Here is a 17,311-nt window from a genome sequence, read left to right as displayed (position 1 = left end):
TCTTTTTTTGTTTATATATTGTAAATATTGATGAAAAATTTTATATGTTCTTTTATATTAAATAGAAAAATTTTCTGAAGTCTATTTTAATTGTATAGTATTTTAAATGGCTGATTAATAGTGCTTTAATGTTTTTTCATCATATTGCGAAATAAATATTTAAATTAAATAAACGTTTGATTTTATTTCATTTAAAAGCTGTTTTGTTTGTTTTTATTCAAAATTTTATGATAATTTTTAATATTCAAATTAATATTTATACATTTACAAACCTAACTTTTTATTATTACTATTTATGAAGAAATTATTACTATCGTGTTTGACAGCGTTCTATTACTGCGTGTCCGCACAGGTTGGTCCACCTCAACTGACCACCCCCAATACAAATAACGGATATGGCTTTGCACAGTCTTCTGGTACTTATACACCGTTATCTGCAAGCCGAACAATATGGCAGTCCGGTGCAACAATAGGAACAGATTTGGTATCAGGAGCTATTCCTCTACCAGGTTTTTTTACTTATAACAATCAGAAGTATAATTCTGTTTATATCAGTAACAATGGTTTTATTACGTTTGGGGTTCCTGCTTCCAGCACCACTTACACAGGATTATCTTCCGATATTTCACCAACTACCTATGACGGAGCTTTTGCAGGTTTTGCCGTAAATCTTCGTCATGCGAATACTACAACCTCTGAAATTGCCTATGAAACTGTTGGTTCTAAGTTTATTGTGCAGTTTACAGATGTACAGGGTAATAGTGCTTCTGCGGCACAGCTTCTTAATTTCCAGATTCAATTAGACCTTACAGCCAAAACAGTTGCTATTGTTTATGGAAACTGTGTTTCAGGAACTGCAACCCTTGCGGGACAGGTAGGGATAAGAGGATCGGAAAGTTCTGATGTTAACAATTTGACAGGAACAAACTGGACTTCTCTTGCTGTAGGAAGCTCAAATAGCTCTACTGTAACTTTAGGAAGTACCAACGGAACAACAGTTCCTGCTTCAGGACTGACATTTATTTATACACCGGGAACATGGCAAATTCCACCTGCCACCTATGCTACATTGCCTTTCACAGAGAACTTCAGTACCTGGGCAGATGGAAATTCAACTTTAGATCTTCCTAATGCCAATTATTGGAGAACGTGGCCTGCAAGAGGAGATAATTCATGGAGACAAAGTGATATTACAACAACAGGGTTTACTGTTGCTTCAGGATGGACTGGCACTAGTGGATCTTCTACGATTTCTACTCCTGCGGTAACACCAGCAGCCCGTTTTCACTCCTATAACTGCCAGTATGCTTCCGGATACATGGACTTATATGTCAATCTGTCTTCGGGTTCAGGTACCAGATACTTAAGTTTTGATTATATCAACCCTTCCGGAGCCGATGTTTTAAAAATCCAGATATCTACTGATGGTGGGAGCACATTTACAGATGTAGGTTCTGCTTTAGGGGTTGCAGCATCATGGACCTCTAACTTTATAGATTTAGGGTCATCCAGTCCTAATGCAATCGTAAGATTCTTAGCGAAGGGCGATAACGGAAGTGACGATATCTATGTAGATAATGTTAAAATTTCAGCCATTACAATTCCGGATTGTACCGTAATTACCGCACCGGCTAATGCAGCAACAGGCGTAGCCGTAACACCAAATATCAAATGGAATGCTACAGCAGGAGCGACTTCTTACAAGCTGAATCTAGGGACTACACCCGGAGGAACAAATGTGATAAATGGAACAGATGTAGGAAACGTGCTTACTTATACGCTTCCGGCAGCAAATCAATTGTTATATAATACGACCTATTATGCTACTATACTGCCAGTCAATAGTAACGGAACAGCCAGTGGATGTACGTCGGTCTCATTCACCACTAAAAATATTGGCTGTCCTACTGTAAGTGCACCTTCATCATCTGCAACAGGAGTTTCTTTAACTCCAACAATAACATGGGGGGCTGTAACAGACGCAACAGGATATAGATTGTCGATCGGTACTACAACAGGTGGAACTGAAGTAATGAATAATGCTGATTTGGGAAATGTAACAACTTATACACTTCCTAGTCCATTAAACTATGCAACAAAATATTACTATACAGTTAACGCCTATACACCAACAAGCAATTCTGCTTCTTGTACTGAACGTAATTTTACAACGACTTGTGCACCAGAAAATGCCCCAACAAGCTCGCAAAACTTTACCACATTTACTCCATTGTGTTGGTCAGTTGCTAAAGGAGATGTTACAGCTTCATCTACTCTAACATACGGATCAAGCAAATGGGCTAGTGAGGCAGGTTTTGCCAATGCAGGATCTAATGTAGCCGTAAGAATCAACTTATATGGAACCTATACCGGGGATTGGTTGATTTCTCAGCCGATTAACCTTGGAGCTACCCCTGGTATGTTTAGAATGAAATATAAAATGGCCGTTACCAGTTATTTGGCAACAGCTTCACAAACGACCTTAGGTACTCATCAGGTTAGAGTTATTGTCTCCACAGATGGCGGTACTACATGGAGTAATGCGAACGTTATAAAAACTTATACGGGAGCAGCAACTTATTCTAATACAGGGCAAACAGAAATAATAAACCTTACTGGATATTCTGGGAATATTAAAATTGCTTTTGTTGCAACAACAAGCTCCAATACTCCAGATATTGACTTCCATATTGACGACTTTGTGGTAGAGGCTGTGCCAACGTGTCAGGAACCAGCTTCTCCTGTAGTAGCTAATCCTACAGTTTCTACAGCGAATCTATCCTGGACAGCACCAACAACAACACCAGCTAACGGATACGAGTATTATTACAGTACAAGTAGTACAGTTCCTACTGCTGCCACAACGGCTAGTGGAACAAGCAGTACCACTTCAGCTCCTTTATCCGGGTTGGCTTCAAGCAGCACTTATTATGTTTGGGTAAGATCCGTATGTAGTTCGAGCGATAAGAGCCCGTGGGTTGGACCTGCTGTTTTCAATACACTTTGTGGTACAGTGATGGCGCCTTTTGCTCAGAATTTTGATAGTGGAACGGCACCAAGCTGTTGGAATAATGTGAACCCTACAGCAACTACTACCGATGCAACCCTTTTCTGGAAATTTACAGGATCTGCAGACTATGGTGCTAATACTGCCAATAATGGAAGAGCAGCAGGTACCTATGCATGGGTAGATGCAAGTTCACCATATGCAGGAGCTGGTACCAATACTGTACAATTGGTTACTCCTTCTGTGAATTTAACAGGATTGACTTCACCTATTGTTTCTTTTGATTGGTTTAAAAACCATTCTACGTCAACTTCTACTACAGTTTCACCTTCTACTTATGATAATAATAAACTTACTGTAGAAGTAAACGATGGAAATGGCTGGGTATCTATATTTAGTGATGTTACAAACTTAAATCAATGGAGAACAGTTAGTCTTCCTTTAGCTGCTTCTTATATAGGAGCAACGATTCAGGTGAGATTTACTGTAGATAAAAATGTAAGCGGTAACGGATACTTCTATGATGACATTCTTTTGGATAATGTTGAAATAAAACAAAATCCTAATTTATCAACTTCTGAAGTTGGTGTGAAAGACAATAAAATTAAGGTATATCCTAATCCATTTATTGACACATTGACAATTTCTGATGCATCTAAAGTGAAATCTGTTTCCATTCTTGATGTTGCAGGAAGGCTTGTGAAGACTATTGAAGCTCCGGCTTCAGAACTTCAGTTGAGAGATCTGAAAGAAGGAATGTATTTGGTAGTACTGAATATGAAAGACGGAACTAAACAGACCGTTAAAGCAATTAAAAGATAAAACTTTATTGATCATATTTTATAGAACAGCAGCTGAAAAGCTGCTGTTTTTTTGTTTAGATTTCTATAGGTGTTAAATTATTTTTAATTGTCGGTTTTAGTTTTTATTAAGTTTTTAAATTATTGTAAATTAGCGGATATATTAATAACCTCAAAAACTTATACATGAAGAAAATCTTATTTTTATGCTTACTGATGGTAAGTATTGTACTAAGTGCTCAAATCAAGCTGGGTGAAGGGAGTACCGCTACCGGGAATGCTCCGGTTAATTCAGGGTATTTCAGTTCCTATTCTCAGCAGATTTTCACAAAACAAGAGATCAATACTGATGCGGCGGGCAATATTACCGGACTTAAATTCTATGTAACTTCTTCTGCTAATCCTTTCTACCAATCAACCTGGGATGTGTATGTAGGGCATACCACAAAAGCTGCTTTTGCTGCTTATGATACTTGGATTCCATCTGGGCAAATGGCAAAGGTTTACTCGGGCAATGTTTACAATGTAAATGGAATTATAGATGTAACCTTTACGACTCCTTTTTCATATGATAATGTCCGGAACTTAGTCATTGCAGTTCATGAAAAGGGATCTAACGACAACCCTGCTAATCAATTTTTTGTATATGCTACTACGCTGGGAGGAGCTCTTTATATAGGAAATCCTGACTATAATGATCCTGCTTCAAGTCTAACTGGTAGCTCTTTACCTTACAAATCTGTGGTGACTCTTAAAGGTTTGGTGCCGAGTGTATTACCTGTGTGTCCTGTAGTGTCTTATCCTGTTGATAATACAATACTTGTTCCCACTTCCCCAGCTATTACCTGGAACGCATCGCAAGGAGCGACGGGTTATAAGGTTTCTATAGGGACTACACCGGGAGGAACGGATGTGGTTAACCAACAATCGGTAGCTACAACGAGTTTTACTCCATCATCTCCGCTATCAGTTTATACCACTTATTATCTTAGTGTAAAAGCGGTTGGGTTGACGGGTGAATCTTCCGGCTGTGTCACTAGCAAGTTTACAACAGCGCCATTGCCACCATCTAATGATGAGTGTGTAAATGCAGTGCCCTTAACGGTTAATCCGAATTTGGATTGTGTAAATGTTACTTCTGGAACAACCTTGTTGGCGTCCGTATCAGGTTCTATTCCGAATTCCTGTAATGCTTCTTACAGTCATAATGATGTCTGGTATAAATTTACTGCGACTGCTTCCAGACATATGGTTAGATTATTGAATTCAGTTTCTGTAGGAACGGTAAATGACAATGCCGTATATTTTGAGGTCTTTAAAGGGAGCTGCGGGAACTTGTCAAGTGTTTCCTGTTCCGATACTGGCGTACTTTCAATTATGAGTGATCTTATTCCCGGTGAAACTTATTATGTAAAAGTATATAGTATTGTGGGACAGGGAGCTGCTCAGAATTTTGACATATGTGTAGTAACATTTCCTCCTGCACCATCCAATGATGAATGTAATGGTGCTATAAACTTACCTGTAAATCCTGATTTGAATTGTGTAAATATTACGAACGGAACCACTGCTTCTGCAACAAACTCCAGTCTATTACCCAATACTTGTTATAATAGTCCTAATAATGATGTCTGGTTTAAATTTACAGCAACAGGCATAAAACATGTGATTACATTAAGCAATATTGTTTCTAAAGTTCCTGGTATGTATTCTCCTACTTTACGTTTTCAGGTTTATAAAGGGAGTTGTAATAATCTAACCAGTCTTTCTTGCTCTAGTCAGAGTACTTTGATTGTAAATAATCTTACGGCAGGGGATACTTATTATGTAAGGGTTTATAGTGGAATGGGGGGAGTGTCTATGGCAATTAATTTTAATATATGTATAAAAACGGTTATTCCGCCACCACCGCCATCCAATGATGAATTTGCGAATGCCGTTACTTTACCTGTAAATCCTGATTTGAATTGTACTGTTGTAACGGCTGGAAGTACATTGGGAGCTACAGTATCAAATACATCAGCAACAATGTGTGGGGATGTTGCAAATCCAAATGACGTATGGTTTAAATTTACGGCTACTGCAATAGGACATTTGATTTTAGTGAAAGATCAGGTTTCTCTTGGGGTGTTACCTGGTACTGTAACTGCATTTCAGGTTTTTAAAGTTGATAATGGTAATTTGACAAGTATTCAGTGTATAAGAGGTGGAGCAATAAGTGTGGTAGGTAATGTTTCAGGGCTTACAATAGGCGAAACTTATTACATAAGAGTATTCAACACGGGAAATGATCTGGCTATGGGATTTAATATATGCATAGGGACATTACCTCCGCATCCAGTGAATGATAATTGCTCAGGAGCTTTAGCGGTATCTTCATATCCTTATAGTTATACACAGACCGATGCTATAGCAGCTACTAATAATAATGGATTTATTACGACTTGTACTCCTGCAATAAATGACGGAACATGGTTTACTTTTACAGGTGATGGTTCTATTCATAAAATTTTGGTTACAAAATCAGATAATTTTGATTATTATATTGATCTTAAGGTGGGAATATACAAAGGAAGCTGTGGAAATTTGACTTGTGTTAATGCAATCTATCCAACGTATTTATTATTTCTTCCAACCGTTGCTGGTACTGTATACTATATAAATGTTGGAAATCAAAGTGGTACTCAAGATAATATAGAAGGACCTTTTACCATTACTATCCAAAGAGAAGGAAATGGAAGTCTTAGTACTTCCGAAGTTTCTAAAACTGAAGAAAGTATTGAGGCATACCCGAATCCGTTTACAGAGGTTCTGAATATTTCAAAAGCAGATAAGGTAAAATCAATCTCCATTCTGGATTCTTCCGGAAGATTGATTAGAACAATTGAAAAGCCTTCTTCTGTACTTCAATTGAGAGATCTGAAAGAAGGAATGTATTTGGTAGTTTTGAATATGAAAGATGGTTCTAAACAAACAGTGAAAGCAATTAAAAAATAAATAATTAAAAAATAAGAAAGAGAGACTGCTCAAACTGAGCAGTCTCTCTTTTTTTTGTGGTAAAGATTATATTTTATTTAAAAAAAAGACATATACGTTATTATATACTTATAAAAGTATTTTTTTTGTTAATGATTTTTAGCTAGATTTGAATTACTAATAATATATTATATGAAAAACATTTTACTCGTTGGTTTCTTAATGACCGGCCTTTTTGCCACCGCGCAGACCTATTGTACGCCAGCATTTGCTAGTGGATGTAGTGGTGGAGACCAGATAGACTCTTTTACAATTCCGGGTGCCGGATTTGATCACTCGAATACAGGTTGCTCCGCTAATGCATATGGAGATTTTACCTCTATGACGATTAACCTGAATGCAGGTTTAAGCTATGGCTTTAGTGTTAAGCATGCATACGAAGATCAAAATGTACGCATCTGGATAGATTTTAATAATGATGGAACTTTTGATGATGCGGCTCCGGAACTTGTAGCATCTGCAAGCAGTACTTTTGTAGGAGGTGCTAATATTACGGCCGGACAGATAACAATCCCTTCTACAGTTACTCCAGGCAGTTATAGAATGAGAGTAGGAGATCGGTTCTCAGGTGATCCCATTCCTTGTAATATTGATGGATATGGAGAAGCTCATGATTATACAGTGGTCATTGGAGCAGTTCCAACCTGTTTCGCTCCAACAGCTATAACGGTGTCTGCCGTTACTTCGAATTCAGCTCAGGTTGCATGGACGGCTCCGTCTTCTGCTCCCGGCAGCGGATACGAATATTATTATTCGACCTCTGCTACATATCCTTCTGCTAGTATAGTTCCGTCCGGAACAAGCACTACACTAAGTACTGGTCTGTCGACTCTTTTACCGGCGACTGCTTATCATGTATGGGTACGCTCTGTATGTAGTTCTTCAGACAAGAGCGCATGGTCTCAGGAGGCAGCATTTATGACCTCTTGTGTTTCTGTGGGGATACCCTATACATTGAATTTTGAAAGTGTAACGGTACCGGATTTGCCGACTTGTACAGCAGCAGTTAATGACGGCGCTGGAAATATCTGGGAAACGGGAGATTTAGATGCTCAGGGGTTTACAGGTAACGTTCTTAAGTATTCATATGACTCTTCCAACGATGCCAATACCTGGTTTTTCACCAACGGAATTAATCTTACAGCAGGAACTACCTACAGAATCAAATATAAATATGCAAATGCTGAAGGAACAGTATATGCTGAAAAATTAAAAGTAGCATACGGAACATCACCTACAGGTGCAGGGATGACCAACACATTGGCAGACTATCCGAATGTGGTTACCAGTACAGCAACAAGTGCTTTTGTGAACTTTACAGCAGCTACTACAGGGACATATTATTTTGGGTTTCAGGCATACTCTGATGCGAATATGAATGAATTATACGTTGATGATATTAGTATAGATCTAGCACCTGCTTGTAGTGAACCTACAGCATTAGTGGCTTCAAATATTACTGCTGCAGGAGCTACAGTTTCCTGGACAGCAGCCACTCCTGTCCCTGCAAACGGATATGATATTTATTATAGTACGACCAATACGGCGCCTACAGCAACCAGTACTCCTAATTTTACAGGAGTTACAGCGATTACTTATAATATTCCTGGTTTAGCAGCTTCTACACCTTATTATGTATGGGTGAGATCGGTATGTAGTAGTACCAGCAAAAGTGCATGGAGTGATTATGTAGCCTTTACCACTTTATGCACAAGTACAGGCTTACCTTATACTTTAGATTTTGAGAATGTTTCCACTCCGGAGCTTCCTGGATGTACGGTGGCTACTAATATGGGAACCGGGAACAACTGGGAAACAATGGACCCTCCTTCCGATAGTCAGGGATTCTCTACCAATGTATTAAAGTATAAGTTTAATTCTTTCAGCTCTGCCAATGCATGGTTCTTTACTCAAGGATTGAGTCTTACAGCAGGAGTGCAGTATACAATTAGCTATACCTATGGAAATAACTCATCAACTTTTGTTGAAAAACTAAAAGTAGCATACGGAACTTCACCGGTTGAGTCAGCGATGACTAATTCTATAGCAGATTATTCTTCAATTGATGATGCTACTGCACATACCGTGACGATTACGTTTACAGTTCCTGCAACCGGAGTATATTTCTTTGGATTCAATGCATATTCAGATGCAGACCAGTATAATCTGTATCTTGACGATATACATATTACCAACGAAAACCTGGCAACTTCTGAAGTGGCTAAAGCAAAAAATAGCATTCAGGTATATCCTAATCCATTTACAGATGTATTGAATATCTCAGATGTTAAAAACGTGAAAAATGTATCAGTAACAGATGTTACAGGAAAATTAGTAAAAACTATTGCAAATCCTGAATCTACCATACATTTAAGAGATTTAATGCAGGGTGTTTATTTAGTAACTTTAGAAATGAAAGACGGCTCTAAACAGACTATTAAAGCTATTAAAAAATAATTCATCATTTAAATAAAAAGAAAGAGACGGATTATTTATAATCCGTCTCTTATTTAGAAAGGGTATTTGTTTTGAAAATTAACGAATAAAAAAAGATGAACGGATTATTTCGTTCATCTTTTTATTTGATGCTATGATCATCATCACTTATAAGGAACAGGCTGTATCTCTCCTTTGTTCATGAGGTCAAAAACAGTAGGGAAGAACATTGCTAATATAAAGTAGACGATGATCATCAGGACTATCAGTGCGAAAAGAATGATTACTAAACTATTCGGTCTGTTTTTCTTTTTTGGTTCCATGATTTTGTAATATTTGGTGAATAAATTAAATCTATACCAAATATTAAGCTAATTTCTTGCCACATTTCTTGCAATACCTTGCATCATCATCAATGTCATCATTTCCGCAGCGTTCACATATGATTTCCAGGTTTTGTCTTTTATTTCTCATTTCTGCCGTGACGATTCCAGTAGGAACTGCAATAATGGAGTAACCGGCCAGCATCAGGATGACAGCAAAAAACTTTCCTAAAGGCGTGATAGGAGACACGTCACCATATCCTACAGTGGTTACTGTGACAACCGCCCAGTAGATCGATTGCGGTATCGTTTCGAATCCCTGTCTTCCGCCTTCTACCATAAACATAAGTGATCCAACGATAACTGAGAAAATAATGAGGAATAAAAGGAAAATATAAATTTTTCTGGAACTGTTCTTCAAAGCCCGAACAATAAGATAGCCGTCATTCATGAAATCCAGCAAGTTGAATATTCTGAAGACTCTTAGCATTCTCAGCATTCTGAAAATCAGGAAATACTTTGTAATAGGAAAGAAAAAGCTGAGAAAAAAAGGGACCAGAGCCAGAAAATCAATAATTCCGAAAAAACTGAAAATATAATTCCGTTTGTTTTTTATTACGGTAATTCGCATAGAATACTCGATGGTGAAGAAAATAGAGATCACCCACTCAAGGATCAGGAATGTATAATGGAATCTTTTGTCAAGCTGAGGTACACTTTCCATCATGATGATGGCAGTACTGGCAAGAATTAAAGATAATAATATGATATCAAACAGTTTTCCGAGCCTCGTATCAGAGCGGTAAATGATCCGGTAAAGGAATCTTTTCCAAAGACTGTCTTCAGGAATAAGATTATGTTCTCTTTCCATTTACATAAGGTTATTTCAAAGCGAAGTTAATAATTTATAAAGCGAAAGGTAAATATATAACTGTTAAAAGGATTTTACAAATATTAAAATTTTGTTTAGAGTTTTAGTAAAATTAATATCTTCGCTGTAACCGTAAAATATAAATTAATGAAGCTAAAAACTGTAATTGCAAAGATAGAAGAGGAAATAAGTATCAGACAGGCAGAAGATTTTGATAATGTAGGACTTTTATGTGGTGTTTACGATCGTGATGTATCAGGAATTCTGGTTTGTCATGATGCTTTGGAAAATATTGTAGATGAAGCGGTTGAGAGAAACTGCAATCTGATTGTATGCTTTCATCCTATTATATTTTCCGGATTAAAATCTTTGACAGGGAAAAACTATGTGGAAAGAGCTGTTTTAAAGGCTATTGAAAATAAAGTCGCTATCTACGCCATCCATACCGCATTTGATAATGATTTCTTTGGAGTAAATCATGGAATTTGCAGTCAGTTGGGATTAAAGAATATGAAAATTCTACAGCCGAAAGAAAATAACTTGAAACAACTGACGGTTTTTGTTCCGAAAGATTACTCAGAAAAAGTAAAAGAAGCGATGTTCTCGGCAGGAGCCGGAAATATAGGATTTTATGACGAATGCAGCTTTACAGTCAATGGTAACGGAACATTCAGGCCGACAGAAGGTTCCAATCCATTTTCCGGACAGCAGAATATTCGCGAAAATGCAGATGAAGATATGATTTCTGTGATTTTTGAAGAGTACAAGCAAGGGCAGATTGTAGGGGCTATGAAGACTGCGCATCCTTATGAGGAAGTCGCCCATCAGATATATAGTCTGGATAATAAAAACCATCATGCCGGGTTGGGAATGTATGGTGACCTGGAAGAGGAAATGGATGAAAAAGATTTCCTTGGATTTGTGAAGGAAAAGTTTGGTCTTGAGGTGATAAAACATTCTTCTTTTAATCATAAAAAAATCAAAAGAGTAGGGGTTTTGGGAGGCTCAGGAGCCAGCGGAATACGATCTGCAGCAGCCAAAAAATGTGATGCCTATCTTACGGGTGATCTTAAATACCACGACTATTTTTTAGCAGAGTCTAAAATGTTGATTTGTGATATAGGACATTATGAGTCAGAACAATTTGTTGCTCAACAATTATTTGAAATTTTGTCACAAAAATTTAGTACATTTGCAATTTCAAAATCTATTGAAAAAACAAACCCAGTAAATTATTTCATTTAAATATGGCAAAAACCAACGATATTTCAGTTGAAGAAAAATTAAGAGCTTTATACGATTTACAGATCATTGATTCAAGATTGGATGAAATCCGAAATACTAGAGGAGAATTGCCAATTGAAGTTGAAGATCTTGAAATTGAGATTGAAGGTCTTGAAAAGAGAGCTGAAAAATTTCATGCAGACATTAAAGATCAGGACGATCAGATCAAAACAAAGCATGAAGTAATCAACCATGCAAAAACTTTAATTGATAAATACAAGTCTCAACAGGATAACGTAAGAAACAATAAAGAGTTTGAAGCATTAGGAAAAGAAATGGAATTCCAGGATCTGGAAATTCAACTTGCTGAAAAAAGAATTAAAGAATTCGGAGTTAAAATTGCTCACAAAAACGAAACTTTAAGCGAACTTACTTCAAAGATCGACGATTTGAAAAGCCACCTGAAATTCAAGAAAGAAGAATTGGATGGTTTGATCTCTGAAACTCAGAAAGAAGAAGAATACCTAATTGAGCAGTCTAAAGAATTTGCAGGTAAAATTGATGAGAGATTACTGGCTTCTTACAACAGAATCAGAACAAGCTCTATCAACGGTCTTGCAGTAGTAGGATTGGAAAGAGGAGCTCCAAAAGGATCTTTCTTCACAATTCCGCCTCAGAAGCAGATGGAAATCGCTCAGAGAAAGAAAATCATTATTGACGAGCATTCAGGGAAAATCCTTGTAGATGATGAGTTGGTAATGGAAGAAAACGAAAGAATGAAAATGGTAATTAAATTCTAATTACTGATTTTAAATCATACAAAAGCTGTTTCAGAAATGAGACAGCTTTTTTTGTATACTCAATAGAAAATAATCAATGGGAATGGGCTTTAGCCCGTTTTTTTATCAAAAAAATAAACTCGCATCCTTTGTAGTAGCTATAAAAAAACCGCTTCAAAACGAAGCGGTTGTATTTTAATTATTCATGATGATCATACATCTTATTATACAAAGCAATAAACTTCTCTTTTACCGCTTTTCTTTTCAGTTTTAAAGTTGGGGTAAGCAATCCGCTTTCAATGCTCCAAACCTCAGGAGTAAGCTCAATCTTTTTGATTTTCTCCCAGTTTCCGAGATGCTCGTTGATTCCTTCAATTTCTTTTTCTATTCTTTGCTTCAGTTCAGCGCTTTTTGCAATCTCTTCCGGCGTGGAACCTAAATTCAGATTGTTTCTCATAGCCCAGCTTTTTGCAAATTCAAAATCAGGTTGTACCAGGGCACATGGCATCTTTTCACCATCACCTACAACCATGATCTGTTCAATGAATTTAGATGCTTTTGCTAAGTTCTCGATGGTCTGAGGGGCAATATATTTTCCACCGGATGTTTTGAACATTTCCTTCTTACGATCTGTGATCTGTAAAAATCCTTCGCTATCGATATGTCCGATATCTCCGGTTTTGAAAAACCCATCTTCTGTAAAAGCTTCCCTGGTCATTTCATCATTTTGGAAATATCCTTTGAATACGGATGGACCTTTTACTGTAATCTCACCATCTTCCTGGATTTTTACCTTTAAATTATCCAATGGAACACCTACCGTTCCCAATTTCATCTTATCAAAGCTGTTCACGGAAATTACCGGTGATGTTTCTGTTAAGCCATAACCTTCCAAAACAGGAATTCCGGCATTCTGAAATATTAAGTTAAGTCTCGTAGACAATGCCGCAGATCCTGAAACCAGCGTTACGATTTCACCGCCTAAACCTTCTCTCCATTTAGAGAATACAAGTTTATCAGCAATGATTTCCTGAAGTCCCGATGGTTTTGAAACGGTTTTCTTTTTACTGATTAAATTTAAAGCCCAGAAGAAGATTTTTGATTTCAGTCCTCCGGCAGAAGATCCCGTATTGTAAATTTTATCATATACTTTTTCTACCAGTCTTGGTACTACGGTCATATAATGAGGCTTCACTTCTTTTACGTTTTCACCCATCTTTTCAATGCTCTCAGCAAAATAAAGAGAAAAACCATTGTACTGATAAAGGTAGAACAGCATTCTTTCAAAGATATGGCAGATAGGGAGGAAGCTTAAAGCTCTTGCATCCTTATAATCTAATCCTCTTTTCTTTGGAATTCTTGGAACGGATCCCAGTATGTTAGAAACAATATTATTATGGGTAAGCATTACTCCTTTAGGTCTTCCGGTAGTTCCGGAAGTATAAATGATAGTTGCCAGATCTTCTGTATTGATCGCATTGGAAAGATCATCTACTTCAATCTGTGTAGATTCATCTTTACCCAAATCAAGAATTTCTCTCCAGTTAGCCGCTCCGCTGATGTTATCAAAAGTAAAAATCCCTTGTAAACTTGGGATATTATGTTTTACTTTCATGACTTTATTCAACAATTCCTTATCAGAAACAAAACAGTACTGAATTTCGGCATTATTGAAGATAAATTCATAGTCTTCCGGAGAAATACTTGGATAAACCGGTACTGAAACGACTCCGATCTGAGAAATACCAAAATCCATAATAGCCCATTCCGTACAGGAATTGGTAGTGATCAAAGCAATCTTATCACCCGGTTTTATACCTAGCTTCAGTAATCCTCTGGATATCTTATTTCCTTCATTAATAAACTCCTGTGTGGAAGTTTTTTTCCATTCGCCTTGATATTTGGTAACAAACATATCCGTTTTAGGAAATTTCTCTAAAGCGTAGTGTGGAATATCGAATAATCTCTTGATCGTCATGATTTTTTAAGCAATTTTTAAAGAATTTTAAATATAAGCATTTTTTTTAATTCAAAAAATTGAATGTTATGAATTCAAGATTATTTAAATGCTTAACATATTAATTTAAAATCCGGTACGGAAAATAGATTACTTCCTTATATCTTCTCAACTACTTATTTAGTCCATCTGCTTTTTTATGAGAACCGATTTTACTTATCAATGGAAGGTTTTATTTCCCTGTTTTTATCCACCCAGCCGGCAAGGAAGAGGATAAGCCCCATGAGAATTACAAAAGATATAAATAAAACATTGACAGAATCGGGAGGAGTGGGGCCAAATGTATTGGAAAACGTCACAGTAACAAGCAATAGGATCAGTCCCCCAAGCCCCCATTTACCTTTCTTATTCTTTGCGGTGGTTGCAGATGTATAGACAAACAAACCTCCAAAAAAGATAAGAAATTCAATAATGAGAGTAGCAGCAATATGATTCCATAGTCCGAATCCCATTTTATAATTGCCGAATGGGGTAATGGGCAGATCTGTTGTGTGAACGATCAAATCAAAAAACCAATGGCTGAGAACACATAAGCCAATGACCACAGCGCTCCTGATATCTTTTTTTATTAAAAAATAGATGAATGCAGCAAGAATACCCCATATAATCCCCATCAAAAGGCTGTGGGTGTATGGAAAGTAAAGAAAATCGTATGCATTCACTTTAGTATATCCAGGGACAACTGCTACCTTTTCTATATTAAGAATGAGCATAAAAGGCCAGAGAATGTCTACAAACTGAGTGGCTGCAAATAAGGTAACTAATGAAACCTTTGGCGCTATTTTTTTGGCAGCAAATGATAAACCGAAATGTCCTATAAACATGATTGTATTGTTTTTACGTTTAATAACGGATACAAAGTTAGAATATAGAAGAAGGTGTACACTTGATAAAAATCAAGAATTACATAAGCTGTTTTTTCCTGATTCTGCTGAACGTTTCAGGTGTCATTCCCAATATAGAAGCAATATATTGTAAAGGAACCTGGTTAAATAATTCTTTGTTGCTCTCAAAAAATGAATTGTATCTCTCTTCAGCAGACATCGATAAATGGCTGAAAATTCTATCCTCCATATACGTAAGACATTGTATAATGAAATTCTTTTCCAGCTCATTCCATGTCGGAACGATGTTGATGATTTTACTATAGTCACTGTGGTTGATGAAATAAATTTCTGTGTCGGACAACGCTTGAATGGTCCAGCGGGATGGATTTCTAAAATAGAAACTTGACAAGTCTGTTCCAAAATATCCTTTGGTCGCAATCCATTGGGTAATTTCCTTATCATCTGTTGTTGTAAAGACTCTCAATAATCCAGATTGAATAAAACATAATTTATCACATCTACTTCCCGCTTTTAGAAAGTTATCTCCCTTTTTCAGAATCTCTGATTTGAAAAGTGAACTTATCCGATGCAATTGTTCCGGCTGAATAATTTTAAAATGAGATTGGATATAGTGTTCAAGTTCTGTCATCACGCAGGAATTAAAATATTCATATGACCAAAGCTACACATTAAATCAATACTTTATATGCTTTGTGCTTTCAACCAGTAGGTTGTTTCTTGTGATATTTGTGCAGCCGGACAATTAATAATGGGCGATTACCAATTCTATTTTCAGATTTCGTTAAAAAGTGTAAATTTACGGCTATCTAATTATTTTTTTTATGGACTTTAATTTATCGGAAGAACAGCTGATGATTCAGCAGGCAGCAAGAGACTTTGCACAGAACGAACTATTACCTGAAGTTATTGAAAGAGACCGTGACCAGAAGTTTCCTGCAGAGCAGGTGAAGAAAATGGGAGAAATGGGACTTTTAGGAATGATGGTAGATCCAAAATACGGCGGTGCGGGTATGGACAGCGTTTCTTACGTGCTGGCAATGGAGGAGATTGCAAAAGTGGATGCTTCTGCAGCTGTTGTAATGTCTGTAAACAACTCTTTGGTTTGTGCCGGTCTTGAAAAATTTGCTTCTGAAGAGCAAAAAGTAAAATATCTTACTCCTCTTGCAAGCGGACAGGTAATCGGAGCGTTTGCTTTATCGGAGCCAGAAGCTGGTTCTGATGCTACTTCTCAGAAAACAACTGCTGAGGACAAAGGAGATTACTATCTTTTAAATGGTATCAAAAACTGGATCACCAATGGGGGTACAGCTACTTATTATATTGTAATTGCTCAGACAGATCCTGAGAAAAAGCACAAAGGAATCAATGCTTTCATCGTTGAAAGAGGATGGGAAGGTTTTGAAATCGGAGCAAAAGAAGACAAATTAGGAATCAGAGGAAGTGATACACACTCTTTGATCTTTAATAATGTAAAAATTCCAAAAGAAAACAGAATCGGTGAAGACGGATTCGGGTTCAATTTTGCAATGGCTGTATTGAACGGAGGAAGAATCGGTATTGCTTCTCAGGCTTTAGGTATTGCTTCAGGAGCTTACGAAATGGCATTGAAATATGCTAAAACAAGAAAAGCTTTCAAAACTGAAATCATCAACCACCAGGCGATTGCATTCAAATTGGCTGATATGGCTACTCAGATTACTGCAGCAAGAATGTTATGCTTCAAAGCAGCTTGTGAAAAAGATGCTGGAAAAGATATCTCTGAAAGTGGAGCTATGGCAAAACTATATTCTTCTCAGGTAGCAATGGATACTACAATTGAAGCAGTACAGATCCACGGTGGATACGGATACGTGAAAGAATACCACGTAGAAAGATTAATGAGAGATGCAAAAATTACGCAGATCTATGAAGGAACTTCTGAAATCCAGAAAATTGTGATTTCAAGAAGCATCGCAAAATAACATTTTATA

11 protein-coding genes are annotated in these 17,311 nt (G+C 37.0%); 6 read left to right on the top strand and 5 right to left on the bottom strand.

Annotated features, from left to right (window positions below; genetic code table 11):
- Positions 1-295: 295 nt before the first annotated feature.
- The 3 genes from DBR39_RS00335 (at position 296) to DBR39_RS00325 (ending at position 9,300) form a co-directional block, all read left to right on the top strand.
- A complete protein-coding gene (locus tag DBR39_RS00335; protein WP_124530351.1) occupies positions 296-3,829 on the top strand; it encodes a T9SS type A sorting domain-containing protein in 3,534 nt (1,177 codons plus the stop codon).
- A 164-nt stretch (positions 3,830-3,993) separates the two neighbouring features.
- Positions 3,994-6,804: a T9SS type A sorting domain-containing protein gene (locus DBR39_RS00330; protein ID WP_124530350.1), complete on the top strand. Its 2,811-nt coding sequence runs from the start codon at positions 3,994-3,996 to the stop codon at positions 6,802-6,804.
- A 171-nt stretch (positions 6,805-6,975) separates the two neighbouring features.
- Positions 6,976-9,300, top strand: a complete 2,325-nt coding sequence (locus DBR39_RS00325; RefSeq protein WP_124530349.1) for a fibronectin type III domain-containing protein — start codon at positions 6,976-6,978, stop codon at positions 9,298-9,300.
- 143 nt (positions 9,301-9,443) lie between these two features.
- On the opposite strand, the gene DBR39_RS24095 is transcribed toward DBR39_RS00325, so the two are convergent.
- The gene (locus DBR39_RS24095; protein WP_185147104.1) at positions 9,444-9,602 is read right to left on the bottom strand and encodes a hypothetical protein; all 159 of its coding nucleotides are present in this window, start codon (positions 9,600-9,602) and stop codon (positions 9,444-9,446) included.
- Positions 9,603-9,645: 43 nt separating this feature from the next.
- A complete protein-coding gene (locus DBR39_RS00320) occupies positions 9,646-10,473 on the bottom strand; it encodes an ion transporter (protein WP_124530348.1) in 828 nt (275 codons plus the stop codon).
- Positions 10,474-10,620: 147 nt separating this feature from the next.
- Between DBR39_RS00320 and DBR39_RS00315 the strand changes: the two genes are divergently transcribed.
- Together DBR39_RS00315 and DBR39_RS00310 are read left to right on the top strand one after the other, a co-directional pair.
- Positions 10,621-11,718, top strand: coding sequence for a Nif3-like dinuclear metal center hexameric protein (locus tag DBR39_RS00315; protein WP_124530347.1), 1,098 nt, complete (start codon positions 10,621-10,623; stop codon positions 11,716-11,718).
- Between the two features lie 2 nt (positions 11,719-11,720).
- The gene (locus DBR39_RS00310) at positions 11,721-12,497 is read left to right on the top strand and encodes a zinc ribbon domain-containing protein (RefSeq protein ID WP_109738866.1); all 777 of its coding nucleotides are present in this window, start codon (positions 11,721-11,723) and stop codon (positions 12,495-12,497) included.
- Between the two features lie 178 nt (positions 12,498-12,675).
- Here the strand turns inward: DBR39_RS00310 and DBR39_RS00305 are convergent, their stop codons facing one another.
- The 3 genes from DBR39_RS00305 to DBR39_RS00295 all read right to left on the bottom strand — a co-directional run bounded on the left by DBR39_RS00305 (position 12,676) and on the right by DBR39_RS00295 (position 15,969).
- Positions 12,676-14,454, bottom strand: a complete 1,779-nt coding sequence (locus DBR39_RS00305; protein WP_124530346.1) for an AMP-dependent synthetase/ligase — start codon at positions 14,452-14,454, stop codon at positions 12,676-12,678.
- 191 nt (positions 14,455-14,645) lie between these two features.
- Entirely contained in the window at positions 14,646-15,317 is a 672-nt protein-coding gene (locus DBR39_RS00300; RefSeq protein WP_124530345.1) for a hypothetical protein, read from the bottom strand.
- 79 nt (positions 15,318-15,396) lie between these two features.
- A complete protein-coding gene (locus tag DBR39_RS00295; RefSeq protein ID WP_124530344.1) occupies positions 15,397-15,969 on the bottom strand; it encodes a Crp/Fnr family transcriptional regulator in 573 nt (190 codons plus the stop codon).
- A gap of 193 nt (positions 15,970-16,162) precedes the next feature.
- Here DBR39_RS00295 and DBR39_RS00290 point away from each other — a divergent pair, with 193 nt between their 5' ends.
- Entirely contained in the window at positions 16,163-17,302 is a 1,140-nt protein-coding gene (locus DBR39_RS00290) for an acyl-CoA dehydrogenase (protein WP_109738867.1), read from the top strand.
- Positions 17,303-17,311: the final 9 nt, after the last annotated feature.

Origin of the sequence: Chryseobacterium sp. KBW03 (assembly GCF_003852415.1) — a bacterium.
Lineage (GTDB): Bacteria > Bacteroidota > Bacteroidia > Flavobacteriales > Weeksellaceae > Chryseobacterium > Chryseobacterium viscerum.
The sequence above is the reverse complement of the archived record's forward strand: the minus strand, read 5'-3'. Positions and strand labels throughout refer to the sequence as shown.

Coding starts and splice junctions, on each gene's coding strand:
- DBR39_RS00335 (WP_124530351.1), top strand. CDS start 296: ATGAAGAAATTATTACTATCGTGTTTGACAGCGTTCTATTACTGCGTG.
- DBR39_RS00330 (WP_124530350.1), top strand. CDS start 3,994: ATGAAGAAAATCTTATTTTTATGCTTACTGATGGTAAGTATTGTACTA.
- DBR39_RS00325 (WP_124530349.1), top strand. CDS start 6,976: ATGAAAAACATTTTACTCGTTGGTTTCTTAATGACCGGCCTTTTTGCC.
- DBR39_RS24095 (WP_185147104.1), bottom strand. CDS start 9,602: ATGGAACCAAAAAAGAAAAACAGACCGAATAGTTTAGTAATCATTCTT.
- DBR39_RS00320 (WP_124530348.1), bottom strand. CDS start 10,473: ATGGAAAGAGAACATAATCTTATTCCTGAAGACAGTCTTTGGAAAAGA.
- DBR39_RS00315 (WP_124530347.1), top strand. CDS start 10,621: ATGAAGCTAAAAACTGTAATTGCAAAGATAGAAGAGGAAATAAGTATC.
- DBR39_RS00310 (WP_109738866.1), top strand. CDS start 11,721: ATGGCAAAAACCAACGATATTTCAGTTGAAGAAAAATTAAGAGCTTTA.
- DBR39_RS00305 (WP_124530346.1), bottom strand. CDS start 14,454: ATGACGATCAAGAGATTATTCGATATTCCACACTACGCTTTAGAGAAA.
- DBR39_RS00300 (WP_124530345.1), bottom strand. CDS start 15,317: ATGTTTATAGGACATTTCGGTTTATCATTTGCTGCCAAAAAAATAGCG.
- DBR39_RS00295 (WP_124530344.1), bottom strand. CDS start 15,969: ATGACAGAACTTGAACACTATATCCAATCTCATTTTAAAATTATTCAG.
- DBR39_RS00290 (WP_109738867.1), top strand. CDS start 16,163: ATGGACTTTAATTTATCGGAAGAACAGCTGATGATTCAGCAGGCAGCA.